This is a genomic window from Marinifilum sp. N1E240, assembly GCF_009295825.1.
Taxonomy (GTDB): Bacteria; Bacteroidota; Bacteroidia; order Bacteroidales; family Marinifilaceae; genus Marinifilum_A; species Marinifilum_A sediminis.
The window spans coordinates 76,100-93,902 of the sequence record NZ_WHKF01000001.1 but is presented as its reverse complement, the minus strand read 5'-3'; the positions used below and the strand labels follow the sequence as shown (position 1 = coordinate 93,902).

Here is a 17,803-nt window from a genome sequence, read left to right as displayed (position 1 = left end):
TGTATACCTCGAATTACTTTAGAATATTTTGAACTTTTTGTTTGCGGAAAAAAAATAATTATTACATTTGCAGAGTCTTTGCGAAAAGGCACATTATGATTGACCTATGGTGTAATGGTAACACACCTGGTTTTGGTCCAGGCATTTAAGGTTCGAGTCCTTATAGGTCAACAAAAAAAGCTTCGAAATTTATTTCGGAGCTTTTTTTATTTGATTTATGTTGATCTGAATTTACAATACGTGCAATTACTTAATTTACAACCTTAACACCCCTCTCCCTGTCGGGATCTCCCCTAAAAAAGGGAGAAAACTAATTGTGACTTGAGGCTTGATACTTGAAGCTTGTCACTTCTCTAATTTCGAAAATCGAAAACTCCCAGCTATTCCCTGATTGTCTAAACTGTCACCTTCAATGGTAGTTTCATTAATCAACATCCCATCCCAGGAATCCAATTCGTATCGGATATCGTAATCCGCATGTATAATATCGTACTCCGTAGCTTTAATTTTTATTCTATTTTTTATTATTTCCCCTTCAATCACTTCTTGTATCATAAATGTCTCTGATGAGTCAACATTTTCTGAAAAAATGATTTTTCCGCTCAATTTCTTTCCTTTTTGAACCAATAAAAGTTCTCCTTGAGCTGTTCCATAGCCGTAATCTTCCTCGTAAATCCACTTCCCGGTTAAAGATTCTATTTTTTTTTCTTCCATCTTCTCTCCTCTTTCAAATTGACAATCAGAATAATTACCATACCTAAGTAATAACAAAGCAAAAATTCATGCAATATTTTTGCAATTTTTAGTTTTGGCTAATAAATATTTCTACTATATTTGCAGCGTCTTAGTCGAAAAAACGACTGTAAAGTATTGACCTATGGTGTAATGGTAACACACCTGGTTTTGGTCCAGGCATTTAAGGTTCGAGTCCTTATAGGTCAACAAAAGCTTCTGATTTTTATCAGGAGCTTTTTTACTTTATATCAAATCCTATATAACCTGTAACCGGTAAATTCTGGATCTTTATTTCTCCTACTCTTGCCCAATCAGGACCTTTATCACACCACTCACAAAACAAATCAACAGCCAAAGCATCACCTTCTGCTTCCACATAAACAGTGCCGTCCGCTTTATTCTGCACAAAACCTCTCACTCCAAAACGCTGAGCCGCCTTTCGGGTATGGTACCGAAATCCTACTCCCTGCACCTTCCCATGTACTTGTATACTTACAGATTTCTCAGTCATTTTGTTTTGATTTTTCACAATATAGGAAATAAACAATGATGAACTGAGAATTATAAATTAGTAATTTCAAAAATAATGAGTTTAAAACTTGATATTTTAAGCATGCTCCTTGCTAAGCCGCCAGCTAAAACTGGCAAAAAATGATATACCATACACTTGTGTTTGGGATTTGGTTTTTGGGATTTTGTACTTGAGACTTGGAGCTTGTAATTTTTTCACATCAAACTTTATACTTTTTACTTTGAACTTGATTATTTTTGCCTCATGATCAACTACCACGAACCATTATTTCGTCCGCCAAGCGAGGCGTATTCATTTATACTTCAGGTTACACTCGGATGTGCCTGGAACAAATGTGCTTTTTGCGAAATGTACAGCAGCAAGCAATTCAAAGTGCGAAGCGAGGAAGATATTTTTGCAGATATCGATTCCATGGAAGCCTATGGCGAACAATATCGTAAAATATTCCTTGCCGATGGAAATGCTATGGTTCTTTCTTTCGATAAACTATCGCGAATATTGGATAAGCTGAAAGATACTTTTCCAAAAATGACTCGTATTTCGGCTTATGCCCTACCCAAAGATATTGCCGCAAAAAGCGACGAAGAACTAAAAGCTCTTGCCGATAAAGGTCTTAAATTGTTGTATGTGGGGATAGAATCGGGTGACGATGAATTACTACAACGCATTAATAAAGGTGAAAATTTTGAAAGTACATCACACGCCTTACAACGTGCCCGAAAAGCAGGCATTAAACTTTCGGTGATGATATTAAATGGATTGGGCGGCAAAAACTACTCCCAACAACATGCCATCAATTCTGCCAAAGTGGTAAACGAAATACAACCCGAATTTCTATCAACCCTTGTATTGAGCTACCCTTATGGCGAAGAACATTTCATGAAAAAATTCGATGGCGAATTCATTCCACTCAATACCATCGAACTGATTGCCGAAATGAAAGTCTTTATCGAAACACTGGAACTAAACCAATCCGTGTTCCGCAGCGATCATGCTTCCAACTACCTTATACTTCGTGGCAACTTCCCACGCGATAAAGAGGAAATGCTTTCTCGTATTAATGGAGTTTTAGATGATCCGGCAAATGCAAAGCTACGACCGGAGTGGATGAGGGGGTTGTAAGATTAAAAACCTCACCCTATCCCTCTCCTCAAGGAGAGGTGAACACCATACTGCCAAATATCTTACAAACAATATTCTTTCTGTAAAAATTCCCCTTCTCATTCAGGAGAAGGGGCTAGGGGATGAGGTGTTTTTTTTTCATAAAATTTATCCTATCGCCTTTCCCAACAATTCCGCCTCTTCCCTTCATCACAAAGCACAATTAAAGATAAGTTCCTCTTATTTATCGCTTTGATTATTATTTTGCTTTTCATAAATTCGAATTCCAAATAAAATCCAACAACTCCTACTTAGAGATTGAACTTACATTAAAGTAACTTATGAAGAATAAAATCTTAGATACGTTTAATTGGCTTATTTTAATCACCATAATTGGTTTACTTCAAGTTTGGGGTATTATCTTTTACAGATATTTATTTGGCGAAGAAATTCAATTTCATAAATTAATGTTAGAAGGATATTTTTTATTTTTCTCAATAACACTTCTAGCTTCCTTTATTCTTGATAAAGAAATGTATCAAAACAAATTCCTAAAAACACGGCATGCTATCTTATTTATAATCTACCCACTTATTATAATTATCTTGTGTGTTGCTTTGCACCTAATCTGTAAGTACCCATTAGGATCTGTAAAAAACGAGAGGATTGAACAATTTCACTACACATTATATACCATGACACTCATTTTTGCCATCACTTTCAGATTTTCCAATTTTAAAATAAAATCAAATGAATTATCTTGATCAATTTTTACTTCCAGTTCTAGCTGCTTTCACGATACTTTATCTACTGTATTATTTTAAGTATTTTAAGATTAATTCAACAATAAAAGATAATATTAATAACTCCCACACAATTACGAACGATTACTACTCTCAGAATGAAATAAAATCATCTACTAATAATTACATATCACTATATCTCTCAAACGATTTACCTGATTACACAAAATACTCTAAAAGAAGTTTTTTTTCTAATTTCAAAAGAAAAAATACAAAATTTGAAGGAATTGAATATTTCACTGAACTCTTTAAGGAAGGATATTCTGAAAACAAATATTTTTTAATACTTGGGAGTGCTGGCATAGGTAAAACAACATTTCTAATAAACCTTTATTCACATTGTAATCAGCAAATTGATGGTTTAAACTTGCAAATAATCCCGCTTAGAAGTATAACCATTGAGGAAAAAATTCAAAAAATAAATACTCCTAATAATACAATCCTCATATTAGATGGTTTTGATGAATCTCCGAACTCTTCTAACGATGACCTAGTAAAGCTTCTTAATCTTACAAAAGATTTCAAATATGTTTTAATTTCAGCACGTCTTGAATTTTTTAGTGATATTGTTAATATGCAATTTCAATCTACAATAAAGAAATACTCTGGAAATAAGGAAAACTATTGCATCAAGAAGCTATATATCTCTCCTTTCTCAAAAAAGGATGTCAACCAATATCTCAAAAATATTTTTCGTGTTGAGCATAAATATGACCTCATTAAAGTATATCTAAAATTTATATACAGATTTTTAGGAAATCCTGACATAGTAAATGCAAATAGAATTTTAAACAAGGTTAAATTTGCTTCATTAAGACCACTATTTCTATATTACATTTCAGATATCATCAAAGATGATGATTTCTCTTTTAATTATGATTTTGAAATCTACGACGAATTGGTAAGAAAATGGATTCTTCGTGAAAGTTATGATCTAGATAATAAAATCGAGTTCAAAAAATACTTTATTCAAGTCCTTAATGAAGTAGCTTTTAAAATAACAAATAGTGATAAATCGATTCTTAGCTCTGAGGAAGTAGAATCTATAACCTCAATTGATAACTCGAAAATCCATATAATTGCATCAAAAGCAAAAAGTTTATTTATACGAAATAAAGAAAATCAATATTACTTCTTTCACTATTCAATACTTGATTACTTTTCAGCGAAAAGATCATTTCATGAAATTAAATCACTTATTCCATATAATTTTTGGATTGATCAAGAGGGTACCTTATTTCATCATCTAAGAAATGAAATGTTATTAAAACATATTTTTAATGAAAACTTCATAGTTGAAGGACGAATATCTTATCGTGAAGATGGCAAATTTTCATTGAGAACCTCAGATATTTCATCTTATAAAGAAGCACTTGAAGTTAAATATTTAGAAATAATAACAAATAAAACAGGAATTAATTTTTTGGCTCTATTTCCCAACTTAAGAGGATTACGATACCCAAATATGAAGGAATCTGAATTAAAAATGATCAAACAACTAAATAACCTTTCCTTATTAGACATATCGAATAATACAATTATTACCAATTTGGCTGAAATAAATAATATTTCAAGTTTAAAAACTCTAAAAATTGATAATTCTGTAAGTAATTTAGCTACACTATCACCACAAAATAATTTAGAAACAATTATAATTTCGAAAAATCAATTTTCTAAAAACATAATTTCCTTATTTCCAGAAGGAAAAATCAAAACAATTTCTATTTTTGAAAGTCAAATAAACAAACTTTATTCTTAATGTATTAAATTTTCAAATTATAAAATCATATTTATTGCCTATCCTAACCTCCGAGTTGGGATTTTTCTTCTCCCCTCATCCATTCTGCTGTATCACCATATAAATCTTCTCTCCTAACTTAAAACTGCATATCTAGTATCGCCCTTGGAGTCGTGAGACCTCCAAACTGCGCTGTGAGATCAGCTGTTTACTCTCTCACTCCTTTCATTGGCAAGCTTAACTCTATTCTTGGAAGCTAAAGATCCACCATCTGAGTCGGGAGCTCAGTAAAATGCATTGCACTTATTAACAATGAACATGCGCTTATTAACATTGAGCGTGCAATTGGCAGGTCTCACGATTCAGATGCTAGGTCTCACGGAACATTTATTAACAATGACGGTGCAGATATCAACAATGAGCCTGCGGATGGTAGGTCGCACGATGCAGATGACAGGTCTTAGGCTACACTTATTAACACTGAGAGTAACATTGGCAGGTCTCACGCAAACACCAACAAGACTTACAACAAAAACGACATCCTAACTAACATTATTTTCATTTTTGGGTTAAATTAAAGATTCATTTAGTGCCTGATTATAAGAAGTTATCCAAAATACAAACCAGCAAACTACTCGCAAACCTACTGTTAATCGACATTTCACAAACCTCATATTAGTTTTAACATATTTTATTACAATTAAAAGTTGATAATGATTAACTTAAGTGTACAATTTAAAGTACATATTAAAGCAAACGGTAAAATATATCAGTCACCCTAAAATCAACAAATAATGAAGCAAACTAAAAAATTTACAATGACCTATTCGGAATTAGGTCAGCGTGGCGATAGAGTGCAAGCTGTTGTCGCTCGTGATGTAGCTGAATTTATTAAGTTTGGTTACGAAGAAACCATTCCAACAAAAGTTGGAGAAAAAACAGAACTGTTTAAAGCCATACTTCCCGATATGTATTGGGAAGGGCAAAAAACCTTAAAAACCAATACCAAAGACGAATGCCGTAGCACTTTGGTAGGTCTTTTAGGGGAAATTGCCTTTAAAGCAAAGCTTGCATTAGGAAACGGTAGCAAAGAGTATGCAACCTTTCGTTTTGGAGGAGTAGATAGAAAGACCGATAATGAATTGGTTGCCTATGCCAAACATGTTTGCAAAACTGCCGAATTCTTTCAAGAAGATTTGAGCAAACGCAATGCAAGCCCTGAGCTTATTAACCAAACTACAACTGCCACCATTGCTCTAGACGATGCAATTGATGAACAAGCCGAGGCAATATCGGTTCGCGAACAGAAAAGTGTGGAACGCCTGGCGGTGGGTAATGAACTTTACGATTTAATTGTTGAGTTATGCGATGTAGGCAAAAGAATCTGGGAACACAAAAACGAAGCATTTTATAACGACTATGTACTTTATGCTTCGAGCAAATCGACTTCCCAAACCGAAGAAAACGAAGATGTAGTTGAAGAAACAACTACCGAAGAATAAAATGTAATATCATGTCGATATATTTACCGGGGCGAATCTCATAATTAGTTGGGGTTCGCTTTTTTATTTTCAGTTAAATACAACAATACTTATCTTAGTGTACTTATAAAAATTATCTGCTTATAAATGAACACTCGTTTCAAAGACAAAAACCTACGCCCATATGCCTTTTCGGATGAGACTTTAGTTGTTTGCCCAAAATGTAAAGGGAAAGCCATAGTTCGAAAAACGGTTGAGCCAGAAAGTGCGCAGCTTAGCTGTTCTTCCTGTCATTATTTCACAAACAAACCTGTTAAGACTGAGAATAAAAGTTACAGTTTAACCCATGACTATTATTTTGATTGTGAAATCTGGTTGCAAGCATCATTTAAAAATGAAAGATTCTGGGCGCACAACTATGAGCATTTGGCTTATATGAAACAGTACATAGGTGCTGGATTGCGAGAACGTAACGACAGAGAGTTCTTTACCTTGGTAGAGAAACTACCCGGTTTTATAAAATCCGCTAAGAATAGAGAAAAACTACTTAAAATCATAGACCGACTAGAGAGCAAATAAATTATGAGCAAACTAATGCCGCTAAGAATCCCAAACCATTGGGCAGTAACACACAATCAGTTTTACGATGTAGACCCTATTATCGATGAAAATTCGGATAGTGAATTTTTAAAAAACAATGGCTATTTTACACAAGATCTTCTACAAATCGTAAAAACCGACATACACAACGGACATCCAGTAATTAATAAAGGTCATATACTTATAGATCTTGGATATTATCCTGATGGGTACATTAATGGTGAATACAAACTCGAATTGGTAAAACCTATGGGTGACGAATTGGATTGGGAAAATACTGAAGTGTTTAGATCTAAAGATCGATTTGAAATTGTAGCCAAACTGGAACAGTGGATGGAGCAATATATGGGGCTTTAAATAAATCTTAAATCAAAACGATACATTAAACACCAACTGATTTCTTCTAAAGCGAAGCAACAGAATATCTGGGGTTCTCTTTTCTATTCTCATATCTTCAAAAAAATCTGCATCAATCAAATTCATATTGTATCTTTAATGGAATCATTTTAAATAAGAATACAATATGAAGATACTAAATACTCTTGTACTACTTTTTGCAATACTTATATCTGCCACGGCACAAAAAGTGCCCGCAGTTTATAGTAATATTGACTCAGATGAAAAGGGCGTTTTCTTGCAATTGGAGGATAGAAAAATATATGCATCCGATCCTAAAGATCAGTTCCGGTTCGAAGATTTGTACAAAGCTGCAATTGGCACAAGTGAAGGGATAAATTTCGATTTTAAATTTCCGGAATTGAATGGAACTTTATTTTACGGATTTATTAATTATAAGGATGGAAGCTATCCGCAACCGGTTTATTTTCGTGAAAGCTCACGTGTTAAGAACGGAGTAAGTAACATTCCGATTAAAAGAAATCTCTCGGGCAAGTACGACATGATCAATTGGGAAAAAACCGGTAAAGGTGTACTGGGCTATCGAATTGTAACCAAACGAGGTTCCATAATGTACGATGGCAAAGTTGCTTTTACCTACAAAGACAACAAATTCGAAGTTGCCCCTACTGTAATTGAAGGACCTTTTGTAAATCAATTGTCTCATAAGGGAGCTGTTATTTCATTTACTACATCGAAAGAAACCAAAGCCCACATTAGCATTAATGGTAAGAACTACAGAGACAAGAAGGCAAAGTATGTTCACGAGATTGAAATAGATAATTTAAATGCCGATACCAAATATCAATATACCTTACATGTTGACGATTTTGAATACGATTTTTCTTTTGAAACGGCTCCACAACCAGGTACTCGCAAAGCATTTACTTTTGCTTATGGTAGTGACTCAAGAGCTGGTCAAGGTGGTGGTGAAAGAAATTTGTTTGGTACAAATGCCTATATCATTAAAAAGATTGCTGCCCTTGCCAAAGCTGAAAATGCCAAATTCATGCAGTTTACTGGTGATTTAATTAATGGATATGAGAACAGTCGTGAACGAATGAACCTGGAGTATGCCAATTGGAAACATGCGGTAGAACCTTTTTGGCATCACATGCCTATTGTACCAGGATTTGGTAATCACGAAGCTTACAATTACATTTTTAGAGATACTATAAGTGGACACTCCTACTACATCGATCATTTCCCATTCGAAAATGAATCTTCGGAATCTCTTTTTCAGGATAATTTTGTACTACCTGAAAATGGACCAAACAGTGAAGATGGTTCTACTTACGATCCAGATCCAAACAAACAGGACTTTCCATCATACAAAGAATCGGTGTATTGGTATACCTACGATAATGTAGCTATAGTAGCCCTAAACTCTGATTATTTTTATGCTCCAAGTGGATTAAATGTGAGCAGTGGAAATCTGCATGCTTATATCATGGATAATCAATTAAAATGGCTACAAAAAACCTTAAAACAGTTGGAAAAAAATAAAAATATCGACCATGTTTTCATCACCATTCACACACCATTTTTCCCAAACGGAGGTCATGTAAAAGATGATATGTGGTATAATGGTGATAACCGATTTAGAGCCGTAGTAAATGGGAAAGCCTGCAGAAAAGGAATCATTGAAAGACGAGATGAGCTATTGAATGTGATTGTAAATAAAAGCAAAAAAACGGTGGCTATTTTAAGTGGCGATGAGCACAATTACAATCTGCTCACCATTAATGATACAATGTTGCGATACCCTGAAGACTACCCTCACGAAAAGGTTAAATTATCTCGTACTTTTTACCAAATAAACAATGGTGCTGCAGGAGCTCCATACTATGCACAGGAAAAAACCCCATGGTCAGACAATGTGAGAAATTTCTCCACTCAAAATGCCTTGGTATTAATCGATATTGATGGCAAAACAATTAAAGTACGGGTGAAAAATCCAGATACTCTCGAAATTATTGATGAATATTTTCTACGCGATTAAGATTTAAAAAATAAGTCCTACAAAATGAGAATAATCCTCATCTTCATCACTGTCTGCTTTTATACTGGTTCATGTATCGCACAAGCCCATGATTCCTTATCGAAGAGTTCTTGCCTAAGGCAAGAATTATTTGAAGATGATGAAATTCTTCAGATCTGTTTACAAGGAGAAATTCGTGAGCTATTTAAAGATCGGGGAGAGAATGCAAATTATCACCCCATCCGATTTTCTTACCAGAGAAACGACAGTACATTCCACCTAAAAATTCGCGTTAAAACCCGCGGTCATTATCGAAAATTAAGAGAAAACTGCTTTACACCTCCTCTACTGCTTAACTTTGACACAATTCCAAAGCATAAAAATTCTCTATTTTATGGTCAAAATAAACTAAAATTGGTTACCTCATGTAAAAGTGAACAGTACATTTTACGTGAATACATGGTGTACAAACTGTATCAATTCATTTCACCATATCACTTTAAAGCAAGATTGGTTAAACTCTGTTTTGAAGACACAAAAAAAGGAAAAAGAACAAAATCTGAATATGGAATTTTATTGGAGAGTCCGAAATTTATGGCTGAAAGAAACAAGTCTAATCTAGTAAAAACACTCCATGTAAATCCAATGAAAACAGATCGGGAGCTGTTTTTGAAAATGGCAGTCTTTCAATTCTTAATTGGCAACACCGATTGGTCGATTCAATATCTGCACAACATCAAACTAATTGGCAATTTAAACACTACAGATTTAATTCCTATTCCTTACGACTTTGATATGTCTGGCATAGTAAATACTTTTTATGCAATGCCAGCGGAAGCACTTCAATTAAAATCGGTAAGGGAAAGATTATTTAGAGGATACTGCATCAAAAACATGAAAGAGTTTCAACCAATTTTAGAGCATTTTATCAGGTTAAAAAGTGACATTTACAATTTGTACCAGACTGATCTTTTACTCGATAAAACTTACAAAAAAAATACTCTAAAGTATATTGATCAGTTCTACAAAATTATCACAGACGAAAAATTAAGCCAAAGAGCATTTCAGCACCCTTGCAATCCAAAAGGAACAGGAAATATTGTTATTAAAGGCTTGAAAAAACACAGTTCGCAGAAATGAAAATCTATTACTTCAAAAATTGTTCAAACCTTAAACTATTAAAGGTGTAGATTCCTTAATCAACACAAAATATTGATATTGTGTTCAACTAATTTATTAGATATGTGATAAGCTAACTTACTTTATCACCATAAAATTCTTCTTGTTTTTGATTCGATTCCAGTCTCTCATATTCATCGACTGAATCATTTTAGTTGTAAGATCAACTACCACAAAATCGTCATCTTCGGTAAAAAATAGCTCCTTAATTCTTTTAAACAGTTTCATATCCCCTAAAATTTATTGTTTTTTATTAATCTAAATTTACTAGGAATACGAGTAATATTCAATAGTGTTATGTTGTATTTATTGATTACGTAATATGAGTTTACAATTACGTAATTTTAGATCATGAATACGTGAAATTTATCAATTATCAATCGAAAAATACGAGTGAATTAAAATACAAATTCTTCTTATCAAGTAAGATACTCTTCATTCTTGATGGTCCACCAATGGCGATCTGATAAATGTATTTCCCTCTGAAGAAAAAACGTTTATAATAGGTATATTCATGTCGCCCAACCATTTGAGTATATGTAATTTCTTTACCCAACATTTTTTGATAAGCAACAGCCTGCTCCGAAATTAAAATAGCATCGCCGGTAACCAAACTTCCCTCTTTCATCTCCTCATAATATTCTGTAGGATCGGAGTAAGTAAAGTCAAGACCTAATTTTGAAAAATCAGATGCAACTACACCAAAAACACTAACAGCGTCTTTATAGCTAAACACTTCTATCTCTATAGAACTAAGTTGTTTACTTTGAACAATGGGTTGTTCAGGCATTGTAAAGCTAATTTTAGACTTTTCCGAACTTATTGTTTCCCATTCGGCTTGAGCCAAAACAGTTGAATATGCACACAGTAGTGCAATTACAGTATATATTAATCTTTTCATAATTCTATTTTATCAACTAATACCTGGAAGTTCAATCCCTTTAATTTTTCGATACAAATCCAAGGCAAAAACATCTGTCATTCCTGACACAAAATCCATTACAGACATCACTTTTTCGTAATTCGATTCTCCTTTTATTTCGTACTGTTCCGGAATAAGAGACAGTAAATTCTTAGAATAAAAATCATTCGGATCCATAACTGCAGAAACAAATTCCTCTAATAAAGTTCCTAAAATTTTATACCCAGCCAATTCAATCTCAATTACCGAACGATGCCTGTAAATTCTCTTTACAGCAACATTTGTGCAATTTTTATATGCGGCTAAGCAAGTCTCACCGCTTTTCTTAATCAAAGAACCTTTGAAACTTCCATTTAATATTTCTGCATAATTTTCAATAAATACATTCACGCATTCACCAATCATTTTTCCAATAACACCAGCTCTTATGTAGGCAATTTGCTCATTAATATCGCTAACCTCAATGCAGGTTTCATTAATTTTTTGAATTGCCACTTTATCTTTTACAGGATGATAAAAACTCAAAAGAAGTTCTTTAGTTTCTTCTGTGCCTAAAATGTTTAATTTATGCGCATCCTCAATATCCATAATTTGATAACAAATGTCATCCGCTGCTTCAACCAAATAAACAAGAGGAAAACGCGCAAATATTCCTTCCGATATTTCCGGTATTTCTAACTCCTTGGCAACTTTATAATAATCTTCCTTTTCGGTTTGAAAGAATCCATATTTCGATTTTCCAACTACAGGAATTTTATCCGATTCCCATGGATATTTTACAATTGAAGCTATGGTTGAGTAAGTAAGTGCAAATCCTCCTTTTCTTCTTCCCTTAAATGCATGAGTCAATAAACGTAAAGCGTTTGCATTTCCTTCAAAATTTGTCAAATCAAACCACTCTTTCTCCGTAAATTTTTCTTTTAACTCACTCCCTCTTCCTTTCTCGAAATAATGAGACAGAGCCTTCTCTCCTGAATGTCCGAACGGTGGATTTCCTAAATCATGAGCCAAACAAGCTGCGGCTACAATGCTACCAATTTCGCTTATTCCACTATTACTGTTTACTATCTTTTTCTCAATCAATTTTTCGGCTAAAGAATTTCCTAAAGATCTTCCAACACTAGACACCTCTAGACTATGAGTTAACCTATTGTGAACAAATATACTTCCTGGAAGAGGAAAAACCTGTGTTTTATTTTGTAGGCGTCGGAATGGGGATGAAAAAATCAACCTATCGTAATCCCTCTGAAATTGAGTTCTTACATCCTCTCCTACTGGGGAGTGTTTTTCTTCTTGTCCGAATCTTTTTGTAGAAAGTAATTTAGTCCAATTCATAGTCACAAAATAATATTCACAACTGCTTTAAACAAAGCAATTCTTTTTTAGAAAGGATAAAAATACATTAAAATTTAAGGCGGAAGTTCTGCTTTAGGAATTATTAACATCTCAAACAATCAAAGTAAAAATACCATTCCTAGATAAGAACTAATAATCAGAATCTTAAATACTATTACTATTCACATAAACAGAGAACTGATTGTTCACTATCGTACATTAGATGTATTATCAGCGTACACATTTAAACTTTAAATCACAAAACAAAAACCCTTAACACGCTGAAATACTGAGGATTTATATATATGGCACAACAATTGAAATTAACAATACACAATTGGGGTGAAGATTTTCTTTGGTAATTTTATGGCTTATAATCGACCTTATCTGTTTTTATTACAGGTTTGTCGATAATTAAACGTGTTGATCTAAATAAATTTGAGATGAACAGGCATAAGATTAATATTGTATACAGATTTAAAATACGACTATATTATGATCCGATTACAAAACATTCATAAATCGTACATTACGGGAACGAATAAACTACATGTTCTCAAAGGAATCGATTTACACATTAAAGAAGGTGAATTGGTTTCTATCATGGGATCTTCAGGTTCTGGTAAATCAACTCTTTTAAATATTCTTGGTTTACTCGATAACCATGATGAAGGAGTTTATGTACTAAACAATGAAGAAATCAAATCCATGAGCGAAACGAAAGCAGCTAAGCTTCGAAATAATCTTCTTGGGTTTGTTTTTCAGTCGTTTAATCTGATTTCTTTTAAAAATGCAATGGAGAACGTAGCTCTTCCACTTTATTACCAGAAAGTTGCTCGTAAAAAACGAAACAATTTGGCTCTTGAATATTTGGACAAAATGGGTTTGAAAGAGTGGGCGCATCATATGCCAAATGAAATGTCGGGTGGACAAAAGCAAAGAGTTGCCATTTCTCGTGCAATGATAACCAAACCAAAAATTATTTTGGCTGATGAGCCTACTGGAGCATTAGATTCTGCAACATCTATTGAAGTAATGGATTTGCTAAAAGAGATCAATCAATCGGGCATTACGGTTATTATTGTAACCCACGAAAACGATATTGCTCACATGACTGATAGAATCATTAACCTTAAAGATGGTCGAATAGAATCAATTATTGACAATAACGAAATTAACAATACCGAAACGGTAAAAGCTCCTCATCAGGAAGCCTAACCCAACCCTAATATCAAGCTATGTTCGACAGAGATAAATGGCACGAAATATTTAGTACCATCAGAAAAAATAAAACCAGAACTGTTTTGACTGGTTTTTCGGTAGCAACCGGAATTTTCATGTTGATTTTTCTTTTAGGAGCTGGAAGAGGTCTTCGAAATGGTATGACTTCCGTTTTTGCTCAAGATGCTACAAACAGTATGCAGATTTATGGTGGTAGAACCACTAAAGCATACAAAGGAACACCTGAAGGAAAAAGAATCCGCATGGTGAATGATGATTATTTAAGCCTTAAAAAATCAATTGACAAACTGGATGTTATTTCTGCAATGTCCTACATTCCTGGCGCTGAAGTAATTTCTTACAAAAATAATTTTGGAAACTTTAATGTTTCACCCGTTCACGATACCTATAAAAAAATAAAGAATTTTGAGATCGTAAAAGGTCGCTATTTAAATCAGAAAGATATAAAAGAGAGTAGAAAAGTTGTTGCAATTCAAGATGTAGTTGCTGAAGTCCTTTTCCCAAAAGAAGAACCTCTGAATAAATTAATCAACATTAATAATATCAAATTTAAAGTAATTGGTGTTTTTCAACAATCGAGTTTCGATGATAATTCCAGAGATATTTACATTCCGATTACTGTTGCCCAAAAAATATTCAACAATGATGATAAACTTCAGAGAATCTCTTTTACTTTAAATGATGTTTCTGTTGAAGAAAGTAAGGATATTGAGAAATTCATCACCTATCAAATGGCTGCTCGCCACAATTTTAGCCGAGAAGATAAAAATGCTCTTTGGATTCAAAACAATATTGAAAATTCAAAAACCTTCGCTGGTATTTTTAGTGCTATTGAGATGTTTGTATGGGTGATTGGAACATTCACAATTATTCTTGGTGTAATTGGAGTTTTTAATATCATGATGATAGTTGTTCGTGAACGAACCAAAGAAATTGGCATTAGAAAAGCTATTGGAGCATCACCTGGATCTGTGGTTGGACTTGTACTAATGGAAGCCATCTTTATTACTGCCGCTTCTGGTTACATTGGATTAATAGCAGGTGTAGGCTTACTTGAATTCATTACTCAATTCGACATAGTATATAAACTTTATCCACCTGCTGCAATCTACTTTTTAAATCCTCAAGTTGATTTAGGTATTGCCGTAGGAGCAACCATTGTTCTAGTAATAACTGGAGCTTTAGCCGGATTTTTCCCAGCGAGAAAGGCGGCTGCCATTAGACCAATTGAAGCTTTAAGAGACGAATAACAAAAAGACTAATTAAACGACCTACAATGTTCGATTTAGATAAATGGCAAGAAATTACTGCCGCACTTAAAAAGAATAAATTAAGAACCATACTTACCGGATTGGGAGTAATGTTTGGTATTCTTATTTTAGTAACCCTTTTGGGAATAGGTAGAGGATTTCAAAATAACATTCAATCTTCTCTTGGTAATTTTGCTACCAACTCAACCGCATTTTGGGTAGAGCGAACTACAAAAGCCTATAAAGGATTACCACGAAATAGATTTTATCGTTTTACAAATGACGATATAATAGCATTAAAAAGATCTATACCTGAATTGGAACACATTGCTCCTGATATTAGTGGTTGGAGTGGAAATGCAACACACAATACATTTAGAGATGACAAGAAAGGCAATTTCAGAATAAAAGGTACTTCTCCTGAAATGAATAAAGTAAATCCTGTAGATGTTACCAGTGGCAGGTTTATTAATGAAAATGACCTAAAAGAATTTCGAAAAGTAATTACAATTGGTCCTCGTGTTCAGGAATTGATGTTTGAAGAAGATGAAGATCCTGTTGGGCAATATCTTAAAGTGAATGGTATCTATTTTAAAATTATTGGTACTGTAAAACCTTTAAGTCGTAATATGGGAAATCGTGATGACGTAATTCAAATGCCTTTTACCACAGTACAACAGCTATACAATTATGGAGATAAGTTCTATTCGTTTATAGCCACGGCGCATGTTGGCGAATCGGTTGCAAAATTGCAAGATAAAATATTTGAAATCTTAGCTCGCAGACATTCAATCCATCCAGATGACAAACAAGCAATTGGAAACATAAACATTGCCAGATTATTCAATAAAATATTTGGTCTTTTAAATAGTATTGGATTTTTGTTTTGGGTGATTGGTTTCGGTGTATTGCTTACCGGTGTAATTGGAGTAAGTAATATTATGCACGTGGTAGTAAAAGAACGAACCAAAGAGTTGGGAATAAAACGTGCAATTGGCGCCAGACCTCTTTCTGTTGTGGGACAGATAATTAACGAATCGGTTTTCTTAACAACTTTTGCAGGCTTTTGGGGATTGGTAATTGGAGTGGTAATAGTGGAAGGAATTGGAAAAGTGACCGAAGGTAGTCCTGATTCACCAATACTTAATCCTTTTGTTGATATTAATGTTGCTTTAATAGCACTTGGTGTTTTAGTATTTTTTGGTGTATTGGCTGGTCTGCTGCCAGCTCAAAGAGCCATTAAAATTAAACCCGTTGATGCTTTGAGATACGAATAATAAATAGTCATAATTCGAAAATAATACTAATCATGAAAAAAGTTATAAGAATTGTTGTCGTAGTACTCTTGATTGCTCTCTTTTTAGGAACAATATTCTTCCTATATACAAAATCGCAAGAGAAGCCTATTGTGTATAACACAAAATCACCTGAAATTACTGACATTGTCAAAAAGACAGTTGCTACAGGATCCGTAGTACCAAGAAAAGAAATTGAGATTAAACCTCAAGGAGTTTCGGGAATTATAGAAAAGCTATATGTAGAAGCTGGTGAGATGCTTAAAAAAGGTGATCCTATTGCCAAAATTAAGATTATCCCAGATATGATTAATTTAAATAGCGCAGAATCAAGAGTTAATGTTGCTCAAATTAACTTTGAAGATTCCGAAATTAATTACAATAGAGATAAAGCTTTATACGATAAAAAAGTAATCTCAGAATCTGATTTTCAAAAAACACAGCTTTCGTATCGCAATTCACGCGAAGAACTTCAATCAGCAAAAGACAATTTGCAGTTGATTAAAGAAGGTGTTACCAAAAGCTCAGCAAACGCAACAAACACAATCATTCGCTCTACTATTGAAGGTATGATTCTTGACATTCCTATCAAAGAAGGAAATTCTGTTATTCAGAGTAATACTTTTAACGATGGTACTACTGTTGCAATTGTTGCGGATATGGGTGAAATGATTTTCCAGGGAAAAGTTGATGAAACTGAAGTTGGGAAAATTACTCAGGGGATGAATTTAAAACTAACCATTGGTGCTATTGATGATGTGAAATTTGACGCTCACCTGGAATATATTTCACCTAAAGGTGTTGAAGAAAACGGTGCCATTCAGTTCGAAATTAAAGCTTCAGTTCTGCTAAACGAAAAGTATTTTATTCGTTCTGGTTACAGTGCTAATGCAGAAATTGTACTTGACAAAAGAGAAAAAGTACTTGCGGTAAATGAGAGCTTACTTGAGTTCAAGAACGATTCAACATTTGTTGAGGTAGAAACTGCTCCTCAGAAATTCGAAGAACGATTCATCAAAACGGGTTTATCAGACGGTATCAATATAGAAGTATTGGAAGGTATCACAAAGGATGATAAACTAAAAGGTGAAAAGAAAAAGAAGTCGGAAATGATAAAAGAACAGAATAACTAATTCTATTTTGCATTACTATTAATTAATGCTCAATTTTATCATAGAAATATTGCTTTTGAAATTGGAAACCGTTTACCGGA

16 protein-coding genes and 2 tRNA genes are annotated in these 17,803 nt (G+C 33.7%); 13 read left to right on the top strand and 5 right to left on the bottom strand.

The annotated features are described in order from the left end of the window. Nucleotides 1–100: 100 nt before the first annotated feature. A tRNA-Gln gene (locus GCQ56_RS00405) sits at nt 101–171 on the top strand. A gap of 174 nt (nt 172–345) precedes the next feature. Here the strand turns inward: GCQ56_RS00405 and GCQ56_RS00400 are convergent. Continuing rightward, nucleotides 346–714, bottom strand: coding sequence for a hypothetical protein (locus tag GCQ56_RS00400; RefSeq protein WP_152732421.1), 369 nt, complete (start codon nt 712–714; stop codon nt 346–348). A 157-nt stretch (nt 715–871) separates the two neighbouring features. Here GCQ56_RS00400 and GCQ56_RS00395 point away from each other — a divergent pair. Continuing rightward, nucleotides 872–942: transfer RNA gene (locus tag GCQ56_RS00395), tRNA-Gln, on the top strand. 31 nt (nt 943–973) lie between these two features. Here GCQ56_RS00395 and GCQ56_RS00390 read toward each other — a convergent pair. Then, nucleotides 974–1,246: an acylphosphatase gene (locus tag GCQ56_RS00390; RefSeq protein ID WP_152732420.1), complete on the bottom strand. Its 273-nt coding sequence runs from the start codon at nt 1,244–1,246 to the stop codon at nt 974–976. A 264-nt stretch (nt 1,247–1,510) separates the two neighbouring features. Between GCQ56_RS00390 and GCQ56_RS00385 the strand changes: the two genes are divergently transcribed. From GCQ56_RS00385 to GCQ56_RS00355, 7 genes are all read left to right on the top strand, one after another. Continuing rightward, nucleotides 1,511–2,389 carry a radical SAM protein gene (locus tag GCQ56_RS00385; RefSeq protein WP_152732419.1) on the top strand — a complete coding sequence of 293 codons (879 nt, stop codon included), beginning with the start codon at nt 1,511–1,513 and terminating at the stop codon, nt 2,387–2,389. 729 nt (nt 2,390–3,118) lie between these two features. Beyond that, nucleotides 3,119–4,930, top strand: a complete 1,812-nt coding sequence (locus GCQ56_RS00380; RefSeq protein WP_152732418.1) for an NACHT domain-containing NTPase — start codon at nt 3,119–3,121, stop codon at nt 4,928–4,930. Between the two features lie 773 nt (nt 4,931–5,703). Next, complete coding sequence (locus GCQ56_RS00375; RefSeq protein WP_152732417.1) at nt 5,704–6,411, top strand: hypothetical protein; 708 nt, start codon at nt 5,704–5,706, stop codon at nt 6,409–6,411. Nucleotides 6,412–6,537: 126 nt separating this feature from the next. Next, on the top strand, nt 6,538–6,969 hold the full coding sequence (locus tag GCQ56_RS00370) for a hypothetical protein (RefSeq protein WP_152732416.1): 432 nt from the start codon (nt 6,538–6,540) through the stop codon (nt 6,967–6,969). A 3-nt stretch (nt 6,970–6,972) separates the two neighbouring features. Then, nucleotides 6,973–7,347, top strand: a complete 375-nt coding sequence (locus tag GCQ56_RS00365; protein WP_152732415.1) for a hypothetical protein — start codon at nt 6,973–6,975, stop codon at nt 7,345–7,347. Nucleotides 7,348–7,513: 166 nt separating this feature from the next. Next, nucleotides 7,514–9,388 (top strand): metallophosphoesterase, encoded by a 1,875-nt coding sequence (locus tag GCQ56_RS00360; RefSeq protein WP_152732414.1) that lies wholly within the window; start codon nt 7,514–7,516, stop codon nt 9,386–9,388. A 24-nt stretch (nt 9,389–9,412) separates the two neighbouring features. Then, complete coding sequence (locus GCQ56_RS00355; protein WP_152732413.1) at nt 9,413–10,507, top strand: hypothetical protein; 1,095 nt, start codon at nt 9,413–9,415, stop codon at nt 10,505–10,507. A gap of 117 nt (nt 10,508–10,624) precedes the next feature. On the opposite strand, the gene GCQ56_RS20230 is transcribed toward GCQ56_RS00355, so the two are convergent. From GCQ56_RS20230 to GCQ56_RS00345, 3 genes are all read right to left on the bottom strand, one after another. Beyond that, complete coding sequence (locus tag GCQ56_RS20230) at nt 10,625–10,774, bottom strand: hypothetical protein (protein WP_193323677.1); 150 nt, start codon at nt 10,772–10,774, stop codon at nt 10,625–10,627. A 148-nt stretch (nt 10,775–10,922) separates the two neighbouring features. Continuing rightward, nucleotides 10,923–11,447 (bottom strand): hypothetical protein, encoded by a 525-nt coding sequence (locus GCQ56_RS00350; RefSeq protein ID WP_152732412.1) that lies wholly within the window; start codon nt 11,445–11,447, stop codon nt 10,923–10,925. Between the two features lie 12 nt (nt 11,448–11,459). After that, nucleotides 11,460–12,803 carry a deoxyguanosinetriphosphate triphosphohydrolase gene (locus GCQ56_RS00345; RefSeq protein ID WP_152732411.1) on the bottom strand — a complete coding sequence of 448 codons (1,344 nt, stop codon included), beginning with the start codon at nt 12,801–12,803 and terminating at the stop codon, nt 11,460–11,462. Between the two features lie 495 nt (nt 12,804–13,298). Between GCQ56_RS00345 and GCQ56_RS00340 the strand changes: the two genes are divergently transcribed. Genes GCQ56_RS00340 through GCQ56_RS00325 form a run of 4 tightly spaced genes read left to right on the top strand, consistent with a single transcriptional unit; the run spans nt 13,299 to nt 17,723 of the window. Next, nucleotides 13,299–14,021, top strand: a complete 723-nt coding sequence (locus GCQ56_RS00340; RefSeq protein WP_152732410.1) for an ABC transporter ATP-binding protein — start codon at nt 13,299–13,301, stop codon at nt 14,019–14,021. Nucleotides 14,022–14,041: 20 nt separating this feature from the next. Continuing rightward, nucleotides 14,042–15,295 (top strand): ABC transporter permease, encoded by a 1,254-nt coding sequence (locus GCQ56_RS00335; protein ID WP_152732409.1) that lies wholly within the window; start codon nt 14,042–14,044, stop codon nt 15,293–15,295. Between the two features lie 26 nt (nt 15,296–15,321). Beyond that, nucleotides 15,322–16,572, top strand: a complete 1,251-nt coding sequence (locus GCQ56_RS00330; RefSeq protein ID WP_152732408.1) for an ABC transporter permease — start codon at nt 15,322–15,324, stop codon at nt 16,570–16,572. 32 nt (nt 16,573–16,604) lie between these two features. Further along, entirely contained in the window at nt 16,605–17,723 is a 1,119-nt protein-coding gene (locus GCQ56_RS00325) for an efflux RND transporter periplasmic adaptor subunit (RefSeq protein WP_152732407.1), read from the top strand. Nucleotides 17,724–17,803 lie beyond the last annotated feature (80 nt).

Coding starts and splice junctions, on each gene's coding strand:
- GCQ56_RS00400 (WP_152732421.1), bottom strand. CDS start 714: ATGGAAGAAAAAAAAATAGAATCTTTAACCGGGAAGTGGATTTACGAG.
- GCQ56_RS00390 (WP_152732420.1), bottom strand. CDS start 1,246: ATGACTGAGAAATCTGTAAGTATACAAGTACATGGGAAGGTGCAGGGA.
- GCQ56_RS00385 (WP_152732419.1), top strand. CDS start 1,511: ATGATCAACTACCACGAACCATTATTTCGTCCGCCAAGCGAGGCGTAT.
- GCQ56_RS00380 (WP_152732418.1), top strand. CDS start 3,119: ATGAATTATCTTGATCAATTTTTACTTCCAGTTCTAGCTGCTTTCACG.
- GCQ56_RS00375 (WP_152732417.1), top strand. CDS start 5,704: ATGAAGCAAACTAAAAAATTTACAATGACCTATTCGGAATTAGGTCAG.
- GCQ56_RS00370 (WP_152732416.1), top strand. CDS start 6,538: ATGAACACTCGTTTCAAAGACAAAAACCTACGCCCATATGCCTTTTCG.
- GCQ56_RS00365 (WP_152732415.1), top strand. CDS start 6,973: ATGAGCAAACTAATGCCGCTAAGAATCCCAAACCATTGGGCAGTAACA.
- GCQ56_RS00360 (WP_152732414.1), top strand. CDS start 7,514: ATGAAGATACTAAATACTCTTGTACTACTTTTTGCAATACTTATATCT.
- GCQ56_RS00355 (WP_152732413.1), top strand. CDS start 9,413: ATGAGAATAATCCTCATCTTCATCACTGTCTGCTTTTATACTGGTTCA.
- GCQ56_RS20230 (WP_193323677.1), bottom strand. CDS start 10,774: ATGAAACTGTTTAAAAGAATTAAGGAGCTATTTTTTACCGAAGATGAC.
- GCQ56_RS00350 (WP_152732412.1), bottom strand. CDS start 11,447: ATGAAAAGATTAATATATACTGTAATTGCACTACTGTGTGCATATTCA.
- GCQ56_RS00345 (WP_152732411.1), bottom strand. CDS start 12,803: ATGAATTGGACTAAATTACTTTCTACAAAAAGATTCGGACAAGAAGAA.
- GCQ56_RS00340 (WP_152732410.1), top strand. CDS start 13,299: ATGATCCGATTACAAAACATTCATAAATCGTACATTACGGGAACGAAT.
- GCQ56_RS00335 (WP_152732409.1), top strand. CDS start 14,042: ATGTTCGACAGAGATAAATGGCACGAAATATTTAGTACCATCAGAAAA.
- GCQ56_RS00330 (WP_152732408.1), top strand. CDS start 15,322: ATGTTCGATTTAGATAAATGGCAAGAAATTACTGCCGCACTTAAAAAG.
- GCQ56_RS00325 (WP_152732407.1), top strand. CDS start 16,605: ATGAAAAAAGTTATAAGAATTGTTGTCGTAGTACTCTTGATTGCTCTC.